The sequence below is a fragment of the Paraglaciecola sp. genome (assembly GCF_051252315.1).
Taxonomy (GTDB): Bacteria; Pseudomonadota; Gammaproteobacteria; order Enterobacterales; family Alteromonadaceae; genus Paraglaciecola.
Map to the genome: position 1 here is coordinate 1 of NZ_JBPOFP010000076.1, position 22,455 is coordinate 22,455.

Sequence of the window (22,455 nt, forward strand, 5' to 3'; positions counted from 1 at the left end):
GGAATAGACTTTGTTGAACAGGTTTTGGAGTATTTCAACTTTAGCTATTCAGCCCGTAGTAGTGAGAAAGAAAGAATTCCCACAGAAGGTAAACTTATTATTATTGCCAATCACCCAATTGGCTCATTAGATGGTTTAGCTTTAATTAAATTGGTTAGCGAAGTTCGACGAGATATTAAAGTTGTGGCCAACCAAATGTTAATGGCACTTCCCCCTTTACAATCTATGTTGTTACCCGTGAATAATATGCAAGGTAATACGGCAAAACAAAGTCTGCAAAACATCCAACAACATCTACAGTCTGAAGGTGTGGTAATTGTTTTTCCAGCAGGAGAAGTATCCCGCTTGCGCCCTCAGGGGATACGCGACACAAAATGGCATAGTGGTTTTTTACGCATGGCTAAACAAGGTAAAGCGCCTATTCTTCCAATTTTTATAGACGGAAAAAACTCTCCCACTTTTTATGGTTTGTCTATGTTGTATAAACCTTTAGCGGCTGTTTTATTAGTTAAAGAAATGTTCAAACAAAAGCGCAATCACTTACCTATGCGGATTGGTGAGGTTATTCCATTTGAGTCATACAACAAGAATACAATCAGCCGTAATCAACAAGTTAAATTGTTTAAAAAACATCTATATAAAATAGGGACAGGCAAATCAGGAATCTTCAAAACTCAAAGCGCTATTGCACAACCAGAAAACAGAGCTGATTTATACCACTCTTTAAAAGACAACTGTGAACACTTAGGCGAAACCTTAGACGGCAAAGTCATGTATTTGTATACGCCTGCTGGCGATAGCTCCCCCATCTTAAGAGAAATTGGTCGCTTGCGAGAAATTTCCTTTAGGGCTGTGGGAGAAGGAACCAATAAACGCAGAGATTTAGATCACTATGATCAAGATTATTACCATCTTATTTTGTGGGATAGAGACGATTTAGAAATAGTCGGGGCCTATCGTTTTGGGGACGCTAAAGCCATCATTGCCAAGAAAACAGTTAAAGGCTTATATTCCGCTAGCCTGTTTGATTACTCATCAGAAATGGCCCCATACTTTGAACAAGGTTTAGAGTTAGGCAGAAGTTTTGTACAACCCAAATATTGGGGCAAACGTAGCCTAGATTATTTGTGGTTCGGAATAGGCGCATTTTTACAACGCCATCCTCGTTTTAACTATCTGTTTGGGCCAGTGAGTTTAAGTGACCACTATCCCAAGGCTGCCAAAGATTTACTGGTGCAGTTTTATACCCTGTATTTCCAGCATCCTAAATCCTGCGCAATGGCAAAACTGCCCTATTCATTACCTAATGATCAAATACAAATGTTCACGGGGAATGATTACCGTGCAGACTTCACTCAATTGAAATATTTGTTGTCGAATATGGGCATGGCCGTGCCCACTTTATATAAACAGTACACCGAAATCTATGAAACGGGTGGCGTACATTTTGTCGATTTTAATGTAGATCCTCTGTTTAATCACTGTATTGATGGCTTAGTGATAGGCGACATAAGCAAGCTAAAACCTAAAAAGCGCACTAGGTATATGCCTGAGGCTACAACCAAAGAAAAAGTTTAAAAAACAAAACAAACCAATTCCATTAAATAAATGGCAATCAGTTGTACTGGTTGCCTGATTCAAAGAAACAGGTAAACCATTCAAGCATTCGGTACAATCTCAGTACTATTATTATCAAGTTACATTTTTATTCTATGCAGTTTCTTACCTTAACTAACCAAAATATTCGTCCTAAAGCCATATTATTTGATTTAGATGGCACCTTAATCGATAGCGCACCCGATTTAGCAGCTGCGGTAAACGCCATGTTAACTCACTTTTCTTTGCCCACAGTGTCATTAGCACAAGTGAGTACTTGGATCGGAAATGGTGCAGCTAAATTAGTTGAACGTGTATTCAAATATACCCAAAATAATCAAAACCAGCTTCACAACATCCCGACTCAACAGCAGGGATTAACTCAGTTTTTTGTTGAATATGAAAAGGTACAAGGGCTGCATTCAACTCTTTATCCAAATGTTAAACATACCTTAACGGAATTAAGTAAACTGGGTGTGACCATGGCCTTAATTACCAATAAGCCAGGGCAATTCACGCCGAATGTATTAGCAGAGCATGGCATAGACAGCTTTTTTGATCTGGTGCTTAGTGGAGATTCGTTGACAGAAAAAAAACCACACCCTATGCCGATACTACACACTCTAAAAACACTAGGGTTGTCAAAAAAACAAACTATTATGGTGGGTGATTCAGCCAGCGATATTCAAGCATCAAACAGTGCAGGCGTTACCTCAATATGTGTGACATATGGCTACAACCACGGCGACAATCCACTCAACCTAAATGCAAGCGCTCATATTGATGAATTTAATCAACTGTTAGGTTAGGCTTATTAGCTCACAAGTATTATTAAGCTTTCTTTTTGTCTATCTCAACCACCTCGGCAGTTTCAGAGCTTAACAATGAATCAGCCGTCGTGCCTTTTAATAACTTAGTCAATGAGTCTTTATTTTTAGACAACATGATGGATAAATCTTCCAACACTTGAGCATCTAAAGTAAAACCTTTACCTTGAATATACTCACCTAAGTTATCTGCTACATCTAACATTTTGTCGTATTGATCGGCTTCTTTTTTATCTGCTGTCACAAACTTCTCTACCCCTTTGTGCTCAACCACATAACGCGTAATTACAGTCATATTTACTCTCCAGTAACTGGCTATTTTATAACCATAACACAAATACTTTAAAATACTGGGTTACGATTAATTCAGTCTTTTCTGTTTCATTATAAATACTGTATAAACCACTGTATAAAAAGTCAATAAAAAGTTTTAATTAACCTTATTGAATGAGTTTTCAGTAGACATAAAAAAGGCGATTAACCTAAGGTTAATCGCCTTCATAAAATAATGTTTAAACAAGATTAAGCCTTACGGCGAAACCCAAATAAAGCCAAGCTAGCTAGCGCAAGAATAGTTATTGTTGCTGGAGCTGATACTACCGATATATTGGCTGATGCACTGTTAAATGAAGACGGACCAAAAAAATTGGTAGTTGCAAAACCTTCAAATAAGTCGCCTACAGTGTTTGAAGTAGTGGCTACAGTTGAGCCGTAACCAACTGCAGTAAATTCAAACGTACCAAGTAATATGTTGCTGCCAAATAATCCAGGGACTTTAGCAGCACCACCAATACCATCATCTGAAATCAAAGAGCTAAAATCACCACCTAGCGTAAAACTATCTAAGTTAAGCACACTGCTATCAGACAAATCAAGATCCAACCCCCAAGTTAGAATAGAATCGACTTGAGTGGTGACATCCACATATAAGTCGAGATTAAAAGTCTCGTTCAACCCAACTTCAACATCACTTTGATCAAATGACAAAACTAAGTCTGCATGGGCACTAAAAGTACTCACCAACAAACTACCTGCTACGACAAATGCTTTAAGCACTTTACTATTAAGAATTACATTTTTCATTGTATACATCTCTATTTAAAATTTAATTATTGGCTGCATACTAAAAAAGCAAGCAGCCGGTTAATATTATTGGCTTAGGAACAACTGATACCAAGCTTGCAAATCTAACGGTGAAATCACGCCGTCTTCATCGTAATCGGCAAGGGCATTAAAGTTTGCATCCCCACTCGCACTTCCCAACATTCCTAATATGGCAAAGTAGTCATTAAAGTTAATGTTACCGTCTTGATTAACATCAGCTGAAGTTACTGACTCAAATGAAGGCGCATCAAGCTGCAAAGCAATCAAAACAGGATCATGATCTGACATGCGGTAAACATCAGGCGCATAATAATCTGCGATATGATTGTCCTTTTTGAAGTTGGTGTTGTAATCCAGTGCTACAGGCTCATCAGCATTAATATGCCATTCAGTCACATCCACCACTTTAGCTAAGGCTTTGTTGTTAGCTAATGCATGATCTAAGTAGCCTAACTGAGCATTAAAGCTATAAGAATAAGCCTTATCACCACCAAAATAGTGAACTAAGTTGGTATAACCAGCAGATTCAATTTTAGCGATAGGGTCTTCTTTAGCATAAGCATTTAAATCACCTAAGATAATTGTTGGCACATCTGAAAAATCAGTAGCAATAAACGCTGTTAATGCTTCGGCTGCACGAGTACGAGTGAGGTTACAATTACCTTGCCCGTTGGTCACATCATCGTCGCCACTACCACAACTTGAACCTTTAGATTTAAGGTGGTTAACACTTACCGCCAATTCTTCGCCGTTTTCAGTTAACGCAAATTTTTGCACCAAAGCTGGACGGTTTTTGCCGTCGTTGAATAATGGACCTTGAGCATCAGAGATAGAATTATCACTGCTTAACACGCCTAAGGTTCCAGCTAGGGAAACTTTGGCTGGTTTATAAATCAAAGCAACTGAGATAGCGTCAGTACCTACTGGACCTTGAGTGTTAACAACGGCATAGGAATTTTCACCCATTACATCATTAATACCAGCCACTAAATCAGCAATGGCAGAGCCTTCGCCAGTACCACTATTTTCAATTTCCATTAATCCAAGGATATCTGCATCCATAGCCACAATTGCGGCCACTGTTTTGGCTTTTTGACGAGTAAACTCTTCAACACTTTCCGCGCCTCTACAACCCAAATTACTTGGACCACAAACGTTGCCGGGTATGTCTAAGGTATTGAAATAATTAAGCACATTTAAACTAGCAAGGGTTAAATTGCCTTTGTTTAAATCTGGCTCACTGGTTCTTTCGTTAGTATTAACAAACGTTGGGACTGTGGTTGGAAGGATCACATAATCGCCAAAACTATAATCCACCACACCCGTCAAAGTTGACACTGTATCACCTAATCTTAATGAGTTACCGGCAGACAAACCACCAGTGGGATAAGGGATCAATTCAGGATTTTGCGAAGTAGAATCATCCGCCAATATAATTTGATCTAGAACATTCGAAGCTTGTAAATCCATCGCTTCTTGTGACCCAGGTGTAAATACGTTGGTTGGTTGAAACAACAATTTAGACGATAAAGTCGTTTGACCATATCGCAATAATTCATAAGTGTTAGTTACCACCAATTCTTGGGTACTACTGACTAACATGCCTTCTAACGCTTCGATGTCTGTATCAGTATTAAACGGTAAACTTAACGCACTCGCTGTCGCGTTATCACTACCACAGGTTAATGGTGCTTCAGTTATGGTTAACTGTGTTTTATCGAAAAACTCTTCAACATCACCGATAACACGCACTATCGAACCAGCAGTTGGTAATGTTCCAGCATATGCAACAAACAGCCCTTCTGACGTTTGGCTGTCAGCGTCCATATCTACATCTTCTTCTTGAATAAAGAAGCCGCCAAAGTTTGGGTAACCGCCTGTCACAATTGCTTCTACAACATGAGTTTCACCCACTAGTGGAGAAACGTCAGCATTGCCTTGAATAGCACTAATTAAGGTGGCAGGGTCGGCACAAACACCAACACTGGTTGTGGGTTCTTCTCCACCATCATCGCCACCAGCCCCATTACCACTGCCTGCATAATCACCGATAGGAAATGGATTAGTCGCAGAATCATTAGTACTTTGATTGTCCAGTTCGTTTGTACCACTTAACACCCAACTCTCTAGATTAAAACTCGTACCGTCTGGTCCAGTATTCGGTTTTCTAGCCGCCCAACCATCCATGTAGTCCCATGCTGTACCAGTGCCGTCAGTGTCTATATCACCAAACACATCTACCACAGTACCGTCTTTAAATAGTTCAATAGCATCATCACCATTGATACTTGCAGCACTTGACGTGTCAGTAGGGGCAAATCCAAAGAAAGCTTCAAAATTGGTCGACTCAGAAGCAATGTAAAGGTAATCACCTTTTTTCGCAGAACCCGAAAATGTAAACTCTTGACCGTCGGAACCACCACCATTATTGGCAGAGCCAAATCCAAAGACGCTTAAATCTTGGATATCTGTCGCAGCAAAAAACTCAACCACTTTTGGTGTGCCACCAGTCAAAGAGGCATCTACAACACCGGTAATAATGAGCTTTTCTTCAACATAAAAACTGCCTGTCGGAAATGTTGGATCTGCAGAGGAATTATCACTGGTACCATCTAGTGAATTTTTTCCACTAAAAGTCCAATTATCTAAATTAAAAGTACTGCCATCAGGCCCAGTGTTAGCCACACGATATGCCCAACCATCAAGGTATTCCCAAGCTTGATTCGTACCATCTGTGTTAATATCACCAAAGGTATCGACCACCTCACTACTACAAAATAACTCAATGGCATCATCACCATTTATGTTAGCTGCGGAAGTGGTGTAATCAGGTAAAAATCCAAAGAAGCTATTAAATCCAACGGATTCAGAGGCCACATAAATAAAGTCACCCGCACTTGCTGACACGGCATCAAATGTAAATTCTTGGCCATCAGATCCTCCACCATTATTCGCAGAACCTATTCCACAAACACTTAAATCTGCTATATCACTGGTGACAAACAACTCTATTGCTTTTGGAATACCACCAGATAAAGGTCCATCAATTACACCACTGATAATAATATCTGCGGCACTAACTGGCGTTTCATCGACAGGATCTTCGCCATTATTACCATCGTCAGGAACTTCTTCGTCCGGAGTATCTGGTTCTCCATTATCTTGACCTGAATCACATTCTGCGGCTGGATATAAAATATCCACCCAAGATGGGTTATCAGTGTATGGGTTTCGGTTACCTTGCAACTCGTAAATACGATTATTACGAGTACGCTCAGCGTCATCAACCGGATCAGCAAGGTGCCAAGCATTTAATGTACACAACATGCCTAATTTACTTTCACTGGTTGTGGTTAAACGGTTAACCAGTTGTAGGTCAGGAGTTGAGTCACTGCCAAACCCTTCGTAACGTGTGTCCATATAAAACATCATACGGGCGACATCGCCTTTAATGTCATCTCTTGGTTCAAAAGAATTGCTATCGACCCGATTGATTGTGCTTTCTGCAAGAGGGCTATCACTATTATCAAAATCTAGGTTGCCCCTAGAACTATTGATACTAATATCCGTAGGCCTCAAGTGATGAATATCGGTATAAGCTTCAAGAGAAGAGCTTGAAAAACCATGACTTTTAGGCCAAGAGTGTTCACGATTCCAATTATCTGGATTACTACTAGCGGCGCCACTGCCGTTAGTCGATTTAGCTTGTGAACGATTGCTGTACCACAAAACTACATTGTTGGTATTAGCTAGATCTTCATCCGTATAAGTTAACGCAGTCCAAACATCTGCATAAGATAAGTTTTTATGCCCAGTCGTAATAATGTCGTTTACAGCTAACTTAATTGTGGCTGCCGATGAGTTTGCATCAACTTCGACTTGAGCTGCAGCGTAATAGCTGCTCGCATCAAATGTACTAATATCCACAATTTTTGGTACATCTGGACAATTAGTACACACAATACCGCTAATGATACTTGGGTCTTGTGTACCAGGCTCACTATCATCGCCGTTTGAGTTATCGTCCCCGCCCGAGTTATCTTCGCCGCCTTCAGAGTCCTCTTCTTCAGGATCAGATTCACCGATTATAAAACTTTGATTATTGTTAATTGTGCTTGAAGTAGATACAGCCGCCGATTGCCAACTAAAGTCAGTATATTGGCTACCGTCAGTACCTGAAAGTTGCAACGAATAACCTATGGGTGTTGAGCTTGTTTCTGACACACCAATATCTTCACTAGTCATGCCCACGGCACTGCCATTAGCTGCCGTTAAACTCCCTTCATAACTTAAAAACTGAATTACCACACCACCAGCATCTACTAATGCCACACCATCAGGCGAACCATTTTGAATGCCATTCGAGCCAGTTGTCACCGTGGCAAAACGCAAACCATCTTGGGTAGTTTGAGTGTCAAATGTGAGGGTGCTATATAAAGTGTTATTTGAGCCATTATAAAGCTCTAGTGTATAACCCGTTAAATCTGTTGTTTCAGGTGCAACAACTTCAATAAACTCACCCGTATCACCACCATCATTATCGTAATGTATTTCATTTATAAACACATTTGTTGCTTGTGCTGAGGACGCACAGAGCAGTGCTATCAGCGCGGGGATTTTGTATTCCATGTATATTCCTTGTATGTAAAGTCGAAATTCGACCATTTAACTGTCAAAACTTTGAGCATGATCATCGTGGGCTTTCGTGTCAATTTAATGACAAAAAAGCTAAACATACCGACTCCCGATCCATTTATTGACCATTCAGTCTGGTTTTTAGCAATATTTATTCCATTTTTTATATACAAACCAATTAGTTATAAATTTTGCAAAAAACCTGAAATATATTTTTACACTGTTATCAATGCAATGTACTTGCACTATTTATAAACCGGCCTATTATATAGATATCATTATGATATCAAATAGAGGCAATTATGATTACTGAAAAGAAAGGGTTTTCAATTAATGGTTACTTGGCATTTTTCGCCGTATTACCATTATTACAAGTTGGATTTGGCTATGTATTATTCAGTGAAACAAACATTACAATTGGTGTAATAGGCTCAGTGTTAACTCTGGTTTGCTGGGGTGGTTTTTTTATGGTGCAGCCTAATCAAGCCAAAGTTATGACTTTATTTGGAAGCTATGTAGGCACTGAAAAACGTAACGGGTTACGTTGGACGGTTCCATTCTTTATGCGTAAAACCGTGTCATTACGGATCAGAAACTTTGAATCAGCAAAAATTAAAGTTAACGATAATTTAGGCAACCCAATTGAGATCGCCACGATTGTTGTTTGGGCTGTTACCGATTCTGCAGAAGCTTCCTTTGAAGTCGATGATTACGAAAGCTACGTCACTATTCAAAGTGAATCAGCCTTGCGTAATTTAGCTAGCAGTTATTCTTATGATCCTCAATCTGATGATGAAAGTGATGTCGCACTGCGTAGCCATCCTTTAGAAATATCAGAAAAACTTAAACAAGAAGTACAAGACCGTTTAGGAAAAGCCGGATTAACAGTTCACGAATCCAAAATTAGTCATCTAGCTTATGCTCCAGAAATTGCCAGTGCCATGTTACAAAGGCAACAGGCAACGGCAATTATTGCCGCTCGTAGTAAAATTGTTGAGGGTGCTGTGGGTATGGTTGAAATGGCATTGGATAGGCTCAAAACCCAAAACGTGGTGGACTTAGATGAAGAACGCAAGGCTATGATGGTAAGCAATTTATTAGTGGTTTTATGTGGTGATAAAAATGCTCAACCCATAGTAAATAGCGGTAGCTTGTACTAATTCAATTAAATAGAAGAAGCAATAACTATGTCTAAAAAAGCATTTCCCTTAAGGATTAATGCCGACGTATTAGCTGCAATGCAACGTTGGGCAGATGACGACCTGCGTAGCGTCAATGCACAGATTGAATATGTTCTGCGTGATGCACTAGTTAAACACAAACGCGTTAAATTGGTGCAAAAAATGACAACCATTATTGAAGAGATTGAAGACCCTAAAAATGCAAAAAAGGCCGACTAGTCGGCCTTTTTTATATAACAGTTTAATTGCACCATCTTCTCAACAACACCAAAGGAAATAGAAGTAAACTTAACCAAGCTATGCTTCCGCCACTTTCATGGATCACCACAACTTGGTCAACGTACACCTCTTCATAGTTTTCACTTTCTAAGGGTAATAAATATAAATCTGCGTCATTAGTACCGTCTAAAGTGGCCACTAACTCATTAGAATAAGCATCATATAACTCGATTAATACTTCATAATCAGCTGAAATAAACCCCGTCAATAATTCACTCTCCACGACAAAGCTATCATTGTTATTATCGGAATAAATATTAAAATTAGAAGTAGTATGATACTCCTTAAATACCTCTCCTTTGGCTAAATACAACCTAGCGTAAACCTCTGCGTGATTAAATTCAGTATCCGCATCAAATTCCACGGTGAAATGATTATAAAACCCATCTCTGTCTTCATCTGAATGTAATGTCACCCATGCATCGTATACCCAAAATGTTTGATCTAAATTATTGGCATTAGGGCGAATAGTCAGTGTTCTGGCATTCGCTGTTTGCCTAGTTTTAGCGTTGTCAGTGTTGTTTTTCCCTGTTTTACTTTGCTTAGACATACTTTGAATTAACGTTTGATTACTAGCCGTTTTGTTAATTTCATCACTTGTTTCATTGAACTGTTTTTCAATTGATTTAACGGTCCAAGATGTCTCCGTCTGCTCGGCCATCACACTGCCGCTAATCAACAAACTGCCAGTAATCATTAAACTAGAAACTGTATGTAATATTAATTTTTTCATGTCACTCTCCTTTAGAACTTATAGCCAGTTTGGACTAAGAAGGATGAACGAAAACTGAAGATAAAATTAACTAAGTGTTTTTATTAGAAAGACAAAGTCATAACATGAAAATTTTTGCAAAACTCAACGATGGAAAAATTTAAATATGGGGAAAAATATAAGCAGAGATACAAATAGAACGACAAAATAGGAGCTGCAAGTGTAGCTGCGCTATGAACAACTACACATTAGAGACATTAACAACCCAAAATTAAGGTTATCTAAACCCCCTCTTATCTTTAATTAATTCATAGGCAGCTTGAATGTCTTGGGCTTTGTTCTTTGCCAGCTCCAAAGCTTGTTTAGGTAAACCTTTCGACACCAATTTATCGGGGTGATGTTCACTCATTAATTTACGATAGGCTTTTTTAATACTTTTATCATCTTGAGCCTTTGACACACCTAATATTTTATAGGCATCGTCTATTGATTGCTGTGATGTATAAGCAGAACGTTTTCCACCGGCTCCCTGTTGACCACCTTGTCTAAAACGCATCTCTGCTTCAAACGCAGACAATAAATACAATAAGTCATTGGATGTAAAACCTAAATACGTGGCGACTTTTTCTAGTATGACTTGTTCAGCTTTATCTAATTTTCCATCAACATAAGCAGACTGAATGAGAATTTCTAAATAAACTTGCAGAATATCTCTTCGCCCATGACAAGACTCTTTAAATTCTTTAATCGTTTCTTTAAGTGCAAAATCTGCGGCTTTTCCATCTCGAAACGCTTGCTGAGCTTCAACACGTACCTCTCCATCCAAGCCCATTTGATTCATTAGTGTGCTGGCCATCTGGATTTCTTCAGTACTTACTTTTCCATCTGCTTTGGCTATATGTCCCATCACCGAAAACAAGGAATGAAAGAAAATGGCCTGTGATTTAAACTGGTCCTGGCTAGTAAAGAAGCGACTAAAACCACCCATCTGATTAAAATCTCGGCTATAACCTTTATCAAATAAATGGCCTACAAAAAATCCCAATATGGCACCGGGTATTCTTCCAAACATAAATCCAAAAATGGTCCCTAAAATTTTACCTGTCATAATTTTTTTAGTGTGCCTTTTACTTATTTAGCTATTGTTTAATTGTTCTAACCTTTGTGGGGTCCCCACATCAGTCCAGCTCCCCATGTAATGCTGAGCTGTGATGGTTTGTTTAGAAATGCCATCAAAAAATAACGGTACCAAAGATTTCACTTCGACTTCTTGTCCCAGAAAAAAATCTTTGTGGTATTTTGCAATACCACTAAAGGTTAATTTTTTCTGGCCTGACTCAACTAACTTTTGACCAGCTAAGTAGAAATCGCCTTTTAAATTATGCTCTGGATTATTCACTAACACTAAATGCGCCCTACCTGCCGATATTTCAATGGGTAACTCATTAAAATCAAAATCAGTAAATACATCACCGTTCACCACAGTGAAACAAGATTCATCTTCATTTTGACATAATAGAGGTAAGGCTTGAACAATACCTCCAGCGGTTTCTAAAGCTTGTTGTTCTGGTGAATATAAGATCTCTAATGCAAATTGTTTTCCATCACCAAGCTGAGCTTCTATTTGTTTTCCCAGCCAAGCATGGTTTATCACCACCCTTTGATAACCTGCTTTTTTTAATGCCAGTAGATGATGTTCTATTAACGCCTTACCTTGCACAGTTAATAGTGGTTTAGGCACCTTATCCGTCAGTGGTCGCATTCTTTCACCTCTGCCAGCAGCCAATATCATAGCGGTTTTTGTCGTCATGATTTTGCCCCTTGTTTAATGACAACTGAGGGTAAAACATCACTAGAGATAAATTCGACCAACGTCTTTAATTCTGAATATTGTTGACCAACTTCGATGATGTATTGCAAAGTGCGAGGAATATCTTTTAGATACACGTCTTTATGATCCCTTAATTTCAATCTGGCAAAAATCCCACTGGCTTTGATGTGTCTCTGAATACCCGTAATATCAAACCACACTTTAAAATCGTTCCATGGGTACTGCGAAAAGTATTCTTGATGCCACTCTTTTGTCCAAGTGTCGACCGATTCTTCGGGCCACTTTTGATAACAATCACGTAATAAAGACACCCCATCATAAGTTATTGGACCAATCACGGCATCTTGAAAATCAATGATCCCGATGGTTTTATCTTCTAGCAACATTAAATTACGAGAATGAAAATCTCTGTGCACACCAGCAGTGGGTTGTGACAAAAATACATGGGAGATAAAAGCAAAACTGGTTTTGAGCATATTAGATTGAGATGTAGACAAATTAAGTTGTAAATACTCAGTCAATAACCACTCGGTAAAAATGCCTAATTCCCTTTGTACAAATTCATGATCATATAAAGGTAACTTCCCCTTTGCCGTTGCCTGACAACTTTGAATAGCAGGAATACAGGCTAAAGCACGTTTATATAAATGGTCACATGACTTATTATTTAACGCTTGAGCAAATTGTCCTTCGCCAAAATCTGTTTGACAATAGAAGCCCATTTCTAAATCGAATGCGTATATGCTTGGCACGTTAACACCCGCCTGACGATAACTTTCAGCCACATCAATAAACCGACCACAATCTTCTACTTTAGGTGGAGCGTCAACGGCTATTATCCATTGTCCCTCATATAAAAATCGAAAATAACGACGAAAACTGGCATCTCCTGAAACTAATTGGAGTTCTTTGCACTCAAAGTTAGTAGACTGATTTATCCACTTTTGCAGTTGTTGTTGGCGAATTAGGTGTTGATTCAACTGAAATCTCTATACATAAATTGAAGCTTGAATGTTTGCAAGAATGGCGAAATATAGCTTTTTTTGCAAGTCTACTGGTAAATCATCTCGAAACCCTTAAAATTGACTCTTTAAATGCTGTAATTAAACCAACATTAGGCCACTTTTTACTTGTCTAGTATACAAAACACCCAATTTACACTTTATTTGCTGTTATCGATGACAGTTGGGCTTGCCCATGCTCAAGAGGTTTGTTTTGTACCTGCCCCTGAGCCAAATCTTGAGAATTCCTTACTTGACGGGCAAATTCAGGTCAAATCGCAAGATAGTGAAATCAACCAAGATACCTTCGCTCATTTTAAAGGTAATGTCGAAATAGACAGTAAACAAGCTAAAATTACGGCTAATGAAGCAATATTCGATCGCCAAACCCAAACTTTAAAAGCCACAGGAAATGTTGGCTTTTTAGATAAACACATCACAGTATCCAGTAAACAAGTTCAACTTAACCGAAGTTCTAATGAGTTATTAATAGAAGACTCATCTTATGCTTTAAATAAAGTTCAAGGGCATGGTCAAGCTGAGAAAATTGCGATAGGCAAACAATCAGGCATTAATTTAATTGAATCCAGTTTTAGTACTTGCCCAGTTGATGATGAGGTATGGCGGATTCAAGCAAGTAATATTGAATTCACACCTGATCAAGCCCGAGGTGTCGTGAAGCATGCACGTTTCTACATCAAAGGTGTGCCTGTTTTATATTTGCCGTATTTCTCATTTCCAGTCAATGATCAAAGACAATCAGGTATTTTGTATCCTAGCTTTAATAGTAATAGCTCCACAGGGATTGGTATTGAACAACCGGTTTATTGGAACATTGCACCGAATTACGATTTAACCTTAAGTCCTAGAGTGATGACTAAACGGGGTCTACAACTAAAAACAGAATTCCGCTATTTAACTCAGCAACACGCGGGACAAGTTAATTTAGAATATTTAGCCAATGATATGGAACTGGACGATAACGGTGACAGCGACAGTGACAGATATTTCTATCGTTTTGTGCATACAGGCCGAATTGGTGAAAACTGGCAAGTTCATGCAGATTTAAATGGACTAAGTGACGATAACTATATAGTTGATCTCGGTTCTAATTTTTACAATAGAGCCGATACCCATTTGTATAAAACCTTTGGCATGAGTTATTTTTCGGAGGACTTAAGTCTAACAGCCCAATTTCGAGATTTTGAAGTATTAGGTGATCATCCAGATAGCTACCGTGCATTACCTGAAATCCGCTTAGATTATTTGACCGACTTAGCATTTAATACCGAATTTGAAATTCATTCTGAGTTAGCGTATTTCGAAAGTGCTGAATTAGAAAAACCAAGTGCCACACGTTTTCATATCGCGCCAACGCTGCGAATACCTTATCAAAATCAATGGAGTGAGTTTGTTGCTGAAGCCACAGTTATGCATACTCATTATTTGCAAGAAAACCTTCAAGGCACCACCTTAGACAAAGAAGTCACTCGTACAATTGGTCAAGCTAAACTGTACGGGGCATTGGCATTTGAAAGACCAATCAATTTGTTCGGAAATCAAGCGATTCAAACATTAGAGCCTAAAGTACAATATCTTTATACAAGCTTTGAGGATCAATCAGATATTGGTTTATACGACACCACTCGAATATTTAAAAACTTCTCAGGCTTATTCCGAGGACAAGAATTTACCGGCTTAGATCGGATTAGTGATAATAATCAAATTACACTTGGTTTAACCTCACGTATAATAGACAACAACCATCAAGAACTCTTTAAATTAAGCTTAGGCCAAATATTTTATTTATCAGACAGTCGAATTACGGATATTGCCCAAGAAAAAGATCGCTCTGCCTTAGCCGCAGAGTTAGACTGGCAAATTGGTAGCAAATGGTATGCTCACACGGAAGCACAAGTTTCTACTAGCACTGATAAAATGCAACGCAGTAGTATTTCGTTAGAATATCAAATGAGCGAAAACAAAATATTGCAGATTAACCATAGATTTATTCGTGATCTTTCTTCGGAAGAGATTAATCAAGTTGGTATTACGGCGAGCTGGCCATTAGCCAAAAACTGGCAATGGGTAGGACGTTGGTACCAAGATACTAAGAAAAAAAGAACGGTTGAAACCTATACAGGTGTAAAATATGAGTCTTGCTGTTGGACAATTAGTTTAGTAGCTCAACGTCATTTAAGTAACCGTTTTGATATGACTGGTGCACAAAGCACTGATGAATTTGAATCAGGCTTTCATGTATACTTCACCAGTCGAAATTTATTAAAAGAAGGCTTGTTTGGTTACAGACGCCCATACTTGTTGAACTAATTGAAGTTTGCGGCCACTAAGTTTTTCAAACATTTATCAACACTTTAGTGTGTTTTATAAACAAGCGTGATTTATCAACGCTTTAACGAGAAAGTAAATAACATTATGAAAGTATTAGCAGTTGCTCTTTTTATTGGTTCTTTAGTCTCTATGCCGGCAAAAGCCGCACCAGAGATGTTAGACAGTGTTTCTGTCATTGTTGACCAAGGTGTAATATTAGAAAGCCAAATCAAAGACTTAGTCGCAACAGTAAAACGTAATGCGATGTTAAAAGAACAGGCTTTACCATCAGACAAAGCATTAAGAACCCAAGCCATTGAAAAATTAATTGTGGACAGCTTGCAAGTTCAAATGGCAGAAAGAATGGGGATCCAAGTGAGTGACCCTCAACTTGAACAAACGATTGCTAATATTGCTCAAGGTCAAAAAATGACCACCGCACAACTCAGAGAACAAATTGCCAAAGAAGGTACCACTTACACTAAGTATCGAGAAGAGATCCGTAAAGAGTTAATGTTAGGTGAAGTGCGAAGAGCAAATGTTCGTCGCCGGGTTTATATCACTGAGCAAGAAATAAATAACCTAGTCAAGTTAATTGAAGAACAAGGAAATCAACAAGCTGAATTTCACCTTGGTCACATTTTGATTGAGTTCCCAAGTGAACCTACAGACGAAGATATAGCACAAGCTAAGACTCGAGCAGCCAAAGTTATTGAGCTTTTAAATAAAGGTTCTGACTTCACAAAGGTGGCAACGGCCTCTTCTGGCGGTCCAAAAGCTTTAGAAGGTGGTGATTTAGGCTGGATGAATATTAACTCTATGCCAACCTTATTTGCCGAAGCGGTACAAAACAAAACCAAAGATGAACTAGTGGGTCCAATCCGAAGTGGTGCTGGATTTCATATTCTTAAAATAAAAGATTTACGAGGCATTGAAAAAGTAGAAGTATCAGAAGTAAACGCTCGTCATATTTTGATCACTCCTTCTATTATTTTAAGCGATGAAAAAGCTGAAAAAATGCTTAAAGAATTTAGAGAACAATTAATCGCAGGGGAAGCTGATTTTGCAGACTTAGCCAAAGAACACTCTGCCGATCCAGGTACAGCCTTAAAAGGTGGAGAACTAGGCTGGGCCGACCCAAGTATTTATGATGCTACCTTTCGCGATACTCTAGGCACGCTTGAGATTGACGAAATCAGTAAACCGGTGAAATCTCAATTTGGCTGGCACATCATGCAATTGCTTGATAAACGAATTGGAGATGCAACCTTAAAGCGTAAACAAGACAAAGCTCACAACTTGTTGTTTCAGCGTAAATTTGCCGAAGAGTCCGACACTTGGATCCGAGAAATTCGTGCCAGTGCTTATGTTGAATTGATCGCTAGAAAAGATAATAAATAAGTGAAACCTTTAAAAATAGCTGTTACCCCTGGAGAGCCTGCGGGCATTGGCCCTGACTTAGTGCTAGCTGTCGCTCAAAAAGAGTGGCCTGCACAGCTGGTTATTTTTGCTGACGGCAACATGTTGAAACAGCGAGCCCAACTACTAGGCTTACCTATTACCTTAGTTGAGTACAATGCGGATTCAGAAGAGTTATTACCCGCTGGGCATCTATATCTAGTCGATATTAAAACTGATATACCTGTCGTTTGTGGCGAGTTAAACAGTGATAATGGCCATTATGTGGTTGAAACTTTACGTCAAGCTTGCCGAAAAAACATGGACGCTGAATTTGATGCCGTGGTAACAGGCCCTGTTCACAAAGGCTCGATAAATAAAGCGGGGATATCCTTTAGTGGACACACAGAATTCTTTGCTCATGAATCGAACACCAATGACGTAGTTATGATGTTGGCGACAGAAGGACTAAGAGTTGTTCTTGCCACTACACATATTCCTTTAGCCTACGTTTCAAAAGCCATAACCTTTGAAAGGCTACACAAGGTTTTGCATATAGTGAATACCGATCTAATGCTCAAGTTTGGGATCAAAAAACCCCATATTTTTGTATGTGGACTTAATCCACATGCTGGAGAAGATGGGCACCTAGGCAATGAAGAAATACTAGTGATTACACCAGCACTAGAGGCATTAAGAGCCGAGGGATTAAATATCACAGGCCCTTTACCGGCTGATACTATTTTTAATCCTAAATACTTAGAGCAAGCCGATGCTGTATTAGCTATGTACCACGACCAAGGATTACCAGTATTAAAATATAAGGGATTTGGTTCATCAATTAATATCACCCTAGGTTTACCCTTTATTCGCACTTCAGTTGATCATGGTACAGCCTTAGAATTAGCTGGAACAGGTGAAGCTGACACAGGTAGTTTTATTTTGGCCATCGAAAAAGCACTTTCAATAGCAGCAGAAAAACAATGAGCAAACAACATTTAGGCCACACAGCACGCAAACGTTTCGGTCAAAACTTTTTACACGACAATTACGTTATTGACCAAATTGTGAGTGCTATAGCACCTCAAAAAGGTCAACATATGGTTGAGATCGGGCCTGGCTTAGGCGCTCTCACCGAGCCCGTTTGTGAATTATTAGACTCACTGACTGTGGTTGAGTTAGATAGAGACCTTGCTCAGCGTTTGAGAACTCACCCTTTCATTGCTCGTAAGTTAAATATTATTGAAGCAGACGCACTAAAGTTTGATTTTTCAGAAATAATGTTGGATGAAAAGCCACTTAGAATATTTGGCAACCTGCCCTACAATATTTCTACCCCCCTAATGTTCCATTTATTTTCATTTGCAAATAAAGTACAAGATATGCATTTTATGTTGCAAAAAGAGGTAGTTAATCGCTTAGCAGCAGTACCGGGAAATAAAAACTACGGCAGATTGTCAGTCATGGCTCAATACCATTGCCAAGTTATTCCCGTGATTCAAGTACCCCCTGGTGCATTTAATCCACCACCTAAAGTCGACTCTGCTGTTGTAAGACTCATTCCACACAAAGAAAAACCTGTTTCTTTAATTAACGAATCCTCACTTCACACCGTTTGTGCAAAGGCATTTAACCAAAGACGTAAAACCATTCGCAATAGTTTGAAAGAATGTATCACTGAGCAACAGTTAATTGACTTAGGCATTAATCCTGAATTACGAGCAGAAAACCTATCTTTACAGCAATATGCACAGATAGCTAATGCAGTTGATTCATTCAAACAAACTTAGCATTTAATAAATTGAGGACACTTAAAACTTATGCAAAGCTCCACAAGCATTATTGTAAAGGTGCAAACTCAATATTTGAGTGATCGTACAACCGGTGAAAATGAATACCCCTTTGCCTATAAAATTACTATCTCAAATACTAGTAATAAGTTAGTACAACTCATTAATCGTTATTGGTTAATAACAGATGGAAATGGTAAAAAAACAGAAGTGCATGGTGAAGGTGTCATAGGGCAACAGCCATACATTCGACAAGGCCAGTCATTTTCATACACGAGCGGTGCAGTCTTAGAAACACCTGTGGGGACTATGCAGGGTTATTATGAGATGAAAAGTGAATCAGGCGAATGGTTTCAAACTCCTATAGAATTATTTAGTTTAGCTGTTCCTAACATAGTTAACTAAACAGGTCTTAAGAAAGTTATGGCAACTTATGTGGTTGGCGACATTCAAGCCTGTTTATCTGGGCTAAAAAAGTTACTTAAAAAAGTTAACTTTTGCCCTAAGAATGATAAATTAATCGCTGTTGGTGATTTAATTGGTCGAGGGCCACATGCATTAGAAACGCTGAAATTTTTGATGTCGTTAGGTGATAACTTCGACACCGTTTTAGGCAATCATGATTTACATTTTTTAGCCATTTTTGCCAAGGTACGCAAAGCTCACCCGAGCGACAAATTTGACAAACTTCTCGCTTCACCAGATATACATAAATACATCACTTGGCTCAGACAAAAACCATTAGCGTTAGCTTTAAACTCCAAAACTCTAATTTGCCACGCTGGTTTGTATCCAAATTGGTCGGTGAAACAAGGACTAAAATACAGTAAAGAAGTCAGTCGTCAATTACGCTCCGATAATTGGCAAAGTTTTTTAACTGACATGTATGGTTCAAAGCCCAAGATTTGGAGTGAGGAATTAAAAGGAGCAGATCGTACTCGTTTTATTATTAACGCTTTTACCAGAATGCGTTATATAGAAGAACACACGGCCCTAAACTTTGATTGTAAAAGCCCAGTAATCGAAGCTCCTGTAGGCCTCACTCCTTGGTTTGATATACCAAACCCACTATTGAAATCTGAACAAATTGTAATTTTTGGACATTGGGCGGCGTTGATTGGACACACTGGCGTCAAAAGATTTATTGGGTTGGACACAGGGTATTTATGGGGCCGTTCAATGACCCTAATAAACGCCAAAACAATGAAAAAATATTCAGTAGACAATAAAGAAAACCAATAATTAGCCGATAAATTTATTATAAATTATGCTGTATGGCTTCAAATTAAGTCTAAGTCAGTTATAGTTAGTGTTGTGAATCAATTTGATTAACAGATTTGCACTTAAAAAATAATAATAATACTCATTAAAGTCAGTACGGATACTGCTAACTTTATAAGGCAAAAAATGAAAATTACAGTCGCAAAACGTGTTGTAGGTGGTTTTTCTATTATCACAATACTTCTATTTATACTCGGCGTAGTCGCCGTTTCAAATTTAAACAGCATTGACCAAGCTACAGAAGAAGTAAATACACTTGCTTTACCCACAGTCACCGGTAGTAGCCAACTCAAAGTATCTTTCCTCAATATGGGCCGACTCGCTACCGAAGCATATTATGAGACATCTTTAGATTCTGTGAAGACCAAACAAACTGCATTTGAAGAAAGTGAAGCAAGTTTTAACAGCGAAATGCAGACATTAACGGGTGTCGTCAGTAAAGAAAAAGATTTACGTGCTTCTCTTGTGCAAACCGAAGAAATTTATAGACAATATATAGAGAACGTCAGTACTATTTTTGAGAATAAAAAAAATGGATTAGAGCAGCAAGCGAGAATACAGGACTTGCTTGGTGACATCGAAGACAATTCTGACGAAGCATCCTCGTTGATTTTAGATTTTTCCGATTTAGACGAAGTGCAAAGTAATAGGCAATTGAAAAAAGCTTCGGGAATAGCTAATGGTTTAGAGTCAGAGCTTTCGTCACTCATAGATGCTAGTTATGAATACATAAAAAGCGAAAGCTTATCGAGTGCCGATATTAGAAGTAACGATGTTAAGTTATCGATTACTAAAATCACGGCTATTATTAATGAAATACAAGCCGCAGAAAATGGCCAGGACGACTCAGATACCTTAAGCGAAGTATACGAGTATACTGACACCATTACTGACTCAGTAATGTCGTCAACAGGATTATTACAATCCCAATTACAAAGTTTAAACAATCAAAAACAAGCCAAAGAAGCCAAAGAAGCGTCAGAAGAAAACATCCAACAAGCTATTATTAAATTAAACGAACTATTAGCATTAGCCAATAAGAAAACTCAAGCATCTAAAGATGATGTTTCTAGTTCTGTTAGTATGGGAATGACTTGGACCATAATTATCGCATTAATTTCAATATTAGTGGCTGCAGGCATAGCATACGTAACTGTTATGGCTATTATTAAACCTCTTCATAAAGTGAATGACATGCTTAAGGTTGTCTCTACTGGAGACTTAACCCGTAAACTAGATGACTCATCAGATGATGAGTTTGGTGAATTAGCCACTAACTGCAATAACTTAATAGACAGCTTAAAAACGCTAATCTCAGGCATTAGTTCTCGTGCAGCACAGCTAGCCTCTGCTGCAGAAGAAACGTCTGCAGTGACTAGCCAAACTACTATTTCAATCCAAGAGCAAAAGTCTCAAGTCGGTCAGGTTGCTGCGGCTACCACTGAAATGCACAGTACTTCACAACTTGTGACGCAAAGTGCAGAAGACACACTTAATCAAATTAAACATGCTGATGTTGAAGCTGAAAAAGTGAAAAGTATCTCTGAAGAAAACAGACATACCATTGAAGTGTTAGCAAAAGACGTTGAACAGGCTGCAGAAGTCATAAACAAACTTCATCAAGATAGTGCCAGTATTGGCGGTATTTTAGATGTTATTCGTGGTGTTGCCGATCAAACAAACCTACTCGCACTTAACGCTGCAATTGAAGCCGCGAGAGCTGGAGAACAAGGTCGAGGCTTTGCTGTCGTTGCGGATGAAGTTAGAACCTTAGCCAGTCGAGTACAACAATCGACTCAAGAAATTAATTCGATGATTGAAGTATTACAAGCTGGAGCTGAAAAAGCAGTAGCGGTAATGAATCAAGGTAAAGAGCAAACCACTGTGTGTGTAGAACAAACTGAAAATGCCTCTCATGCCTTACAATCAATTACGGATGCTGTACACAAAGCATATGATGTCAGCAGTCAAATTGAGCAATCTGCTCGCGAGCAAAACATTGTTTCTCAAGAGATAAGCCAAAAACTTGAAAATATAGTGAACTTAGCTGAAGAAACCTCTGTTGGTGCGCATCAAACTTCTGATTCAAGCCATGAAGTGGCTAAGTTAGCCGAAGAATTGCAAAGCTCAGTACAACAATTCAGAGTCTAGTTTCAAATCTATTTTTAATAGTATTAAAAAAACCGGCGAAAGCCGGTTTTTTTATGGCTAAGCCATTTTATGTGCGACGCACACTTATTTACTTTGTTCACAAGGCATGGCTTCGCGACAGAGCATTCGCAAGCTCACTAAAGCATTCACGTCGTTCACTGCAATCCATTGCGTTTTTGATACACCATCCCTGCAGTACCTGAGGGCTTCTTTTCAACAGCAAAAAGAAGTCTCCAAGAAATGCCGAACTCCTGACAAAAGCCTGCCTTTGATATTTAGGTAAAATTTTAACGGACTTATGAAATTTAATTCGACTCATTTTATCCAAGATAAACAAC

The 22,455-nt window shown here is 38.7% G+C and carries 19 protein-coding genes; 11 read left to right on the forward strand and 8 right to left on the reverse strand.

Annotated elements, in window-relative coordinates:
* A partial coding sequence (locus tag ACSHXM_RS14515; RefSeq protein WP_435689653.1) for a GNAT family N-acyltransferase occupies nt 1-1,578 on the forward strand: 1,578 nt, incomplete at its 5' end.
* Between the two features lie 134 nt (nt 1,579-1,712).
* Nucleotides 1,713-2,405, forward strand: a complete 693-nt coding sequence (locus ACSHXM_RS14520; protein ID WP_435689655.1) for a phosphoglycolate phosphatase — start codon at nt 1,713-1,715, stop codon at nt 2,403-2,405.
* 22 nt (nt 2,406-2,427) lie between these two features.
* On the opposite strand, the gene ACSHXM_RS14525 is transcribed toward ACSHXM_RS14520, so the two are convergent.
* The 3 genes from ACSHXM_RS14525 to ACSHXM_RS14535 form a co-directional block, all read right to left on the reverse strand.
* Nucleotides 2,428-2,718 carry a YebG family protein gene (locus tag ACSHXM_RS14525; protein WP_435689657.1) on the reverse strand — a complete coding sequence of 97 codons (291 nt, stop codon included), beginning with the start codon at nt 2,716-2,718 and terminating at the stop codon, nt 2,428-2,430.
* 227 nt (nt 2,719-2,945) lie between these two features.
* Nucleotides 2,946-3,506: a hypothetical protein gene (locus tag ACSHXM_RS14530; protein ID WP_435689659.1), complete on the reverse strand. Its 561-nt coding sequence runs from the start codon at nt 3,504-3,506 to the stop codon at nt 2,946-2,948.
* Nucleotides 3,507-3,572: 66 nt separating this feature from the next.
* Nucleotides 3,573-8,156, reverse strand: coding sequence for an ExeM/NucH family extracellular endonuclease (locus tag ACSHXM_RS14535; RefSeq protein ID WP_435689661.1), 4,584 nt, complete (start codon nt 8,154-8,156; stop codon nt 3,573-3,575).
* Between the two features lie 308 nt (nt 8,157-8,464).
* Between ACSHXM_RS14535 and ACSHXM_RS14540 the strand changes: the two genes are divergently transcribed.
* Both ACSHXM_RS14540 and ACSHXM_RS14545 read left to right on the forward strand, forming a co-directional pair.
* Nucleotides 8,465-9,322: an SPFH domain-containing protein gene (locus tag ACSHXM_RS14540; protein ID WP_435689663.1), complete on the forward strand. Its 858-nt coding sequence runs from the start codon at nt 8,465-8,467 to the stop codon at nt 9,320-9,322.
* 27 nt (nt 9,323-9,349) lie between these two features.
* On the forward strand, nt 9,350-9,562 hold the full coding sequence (locus ACSHXM_RS14545; RefSeq protein WP_435689665.1) for a hypothetical protein: 213 nt from the start codon (nt 9,350-9,352) through the stop codon (nt 9,560-9,562).
* Between the two features lie 22 nt (nt 9,563-9,584).
* Here ACSHXM_RS14545 and ACSHXM_RS14550 read toward each other — a convergent pair whose 3' ends face one another.
* From ACSHXM_RS14550 to ACSHXM_RS14565, 4 genes are all read right to left on the reverse strand, one after another.
* Complete coding sequence (locus ACSHXM_RS14550) at nt 9,585-10,355, reverse strand: choice-of-anchor H family protein (RefSeq protein WP_435689667.1); 771 nt, start codon at nt 10,353-10,355, stop codon at nt 9,585-9,587.
* A gap of 256 nt (nt 10,356-10,611) precedes the next feature.
* Nucleotides 10,612-11,442, reverse strand: a complete 831-nt coding sequence (djlA, locus tag ACSHXM_RS14555; protein WP_435689669.1) for a co-chaperone DjlA — start codon at nt 11,440-11,442, stop codon at nt 10,612-10,614.
* A 27-nt stretch (nt 11,443-11,469) separates the two neighbouring features.
* Nucleotides 11,470-12,144, reverse strand: a complete 675-nt coding sequence (gene murU, locus ACSHXM_RS14560; protein WP_435689671.1) for an N-acetylmuramate alpha-1-phosphate uridylyltransferase MurU — start codon at nt 12,142-12,144, stop codon at nt 11,470-11,472.
* Complete coding sequence (locus tag ACSHXM_RS14565) at nt 12,141-13,145, reverse strand: aminoglycoside phosphotransferase family protein (RefSeq protein ID WP_435689673.1); 1,005 nt, start codon at nt 13,143-13,145, stop codon at nt 12,141-12,143. Before ACSHXM_RS14565 ends, murU begins: the two co-directional genes overlap by 4 nt.
* A 150-nt stretch (nt 13,146-13,295) precedes the next feature.
* Here ACSHXM_RS14565 and ACSHXM_RS14570 point away from each other — a divergent pair, with 150 nt between their 5' ends.
* From ACSHXM_RS14570 to ACSHXM_RS14600, 7 genes are all read left to right on the forward strand, one after another.
* On the forward strand, nt 13,296-15,497 hold the full coding sequence (locus tag ACSHXM_RS14570; RefSeq protein WP_435689675.1) for an LPS-assembly protein LptD: 2,202 nt from the start codon (nt 13,296-13,298) through the stop codon (nt 15,495-15,497).
* Between the two features lie 105 nt (nt 15,498-15,602).
* Nucleotides 15,603-16,898: a peptidylprolyl isomerase SurA gene (surA, locus tag ACSHXM_RS14575; RefSeq protein ID WP_435689677.1), complete on the forward strand. Its 1,296-nt coding sequence runs from the start codon at nt 15,603-15,605 to the stop codon at nt 16,896-16,898.
* The gene (gene pdxA / locus ACSHXM_RS14580; RefSeq protein WP_435689679.1) at nt 16,899-17,882 is read left to right on the forward strand and encodes a 4-hydroxythreonine-4-phosphate dehydrogenase PdxA; all 984 of its coding nucleotides are present in this window, start codon (nt 16,899-16,901) and stop codon (nt 17,880-17,882) included. It begins immediately after the preceding gene.
* Nucleotides 17,879-18,685, forward strand: a complete 807-nt coding sequence (gene rsmA / locus ACSHXM_RS14585) for a 16S rRNA (adenine(1518)-N(6)/adenine(1519)-N(6))-dimethyltransferase RsmA (protein ID WP_435689681.1) — start codon at nt 17,879-17,881, stop codon at nt 18,683-18,685. The genes pdxA and rsmA overlap by 4 nt, the downstream gene beginning before the upstream one ends.
* A gap of 30 nt (nt 18,686-18,715) precedes the next feature.
* The gene (apaG, locus tag ACSHXM_RS14590) at nt 18,716-19,090 is read left to right on the forward strand and encodes a Co2+/Mg2+ efflux protein ApaG (protein ID WP_435689683.1); all 375 of its coding nucleotides are present in this window, start codon (nt 18,716-18,718) and stop codon (nt 19,088-19,090) included.
* Between the two features lie 18 nt (nt 19,091-19,108).
* A complete protein-coding gene (locus tag ACSHXM_RS14595; protein ID WP_435689685.1) occupies nt 19,109-19,927 on the forward strand; it encodes a symmetrical bis(5'-nucleosyl)-tetraphosphatase in 819 nt (272 codons plus the stop codon).
* A 165-nt stretch (nt 19,928-20,092) separates the two neighbouring features.
* Complete coding sequence (locus ACSHXM_RS14600) at nt 20,093-22,117, forward strand: HAMP domain-containing methyl-accepting chemotaxis protein (protein WP_435689687.1); 2,025 nt, start codon at nt 20,093-20,095, stop codon at nt 22,115-22,117.
* A gap of 97 nt (nt 22,118-22,214) precedes the next feature.
* Here ACSHXM_RS14600 and ACSHXM_RS14605 read toward each other — a convergent pair.
* On the reverse strand, nt 22,215-22,455 hold a 241-nt coding region (locus ACSHXM_RS14605), incomplete at its 5' end, for a hypothetical protein (protein WP_435689689.1).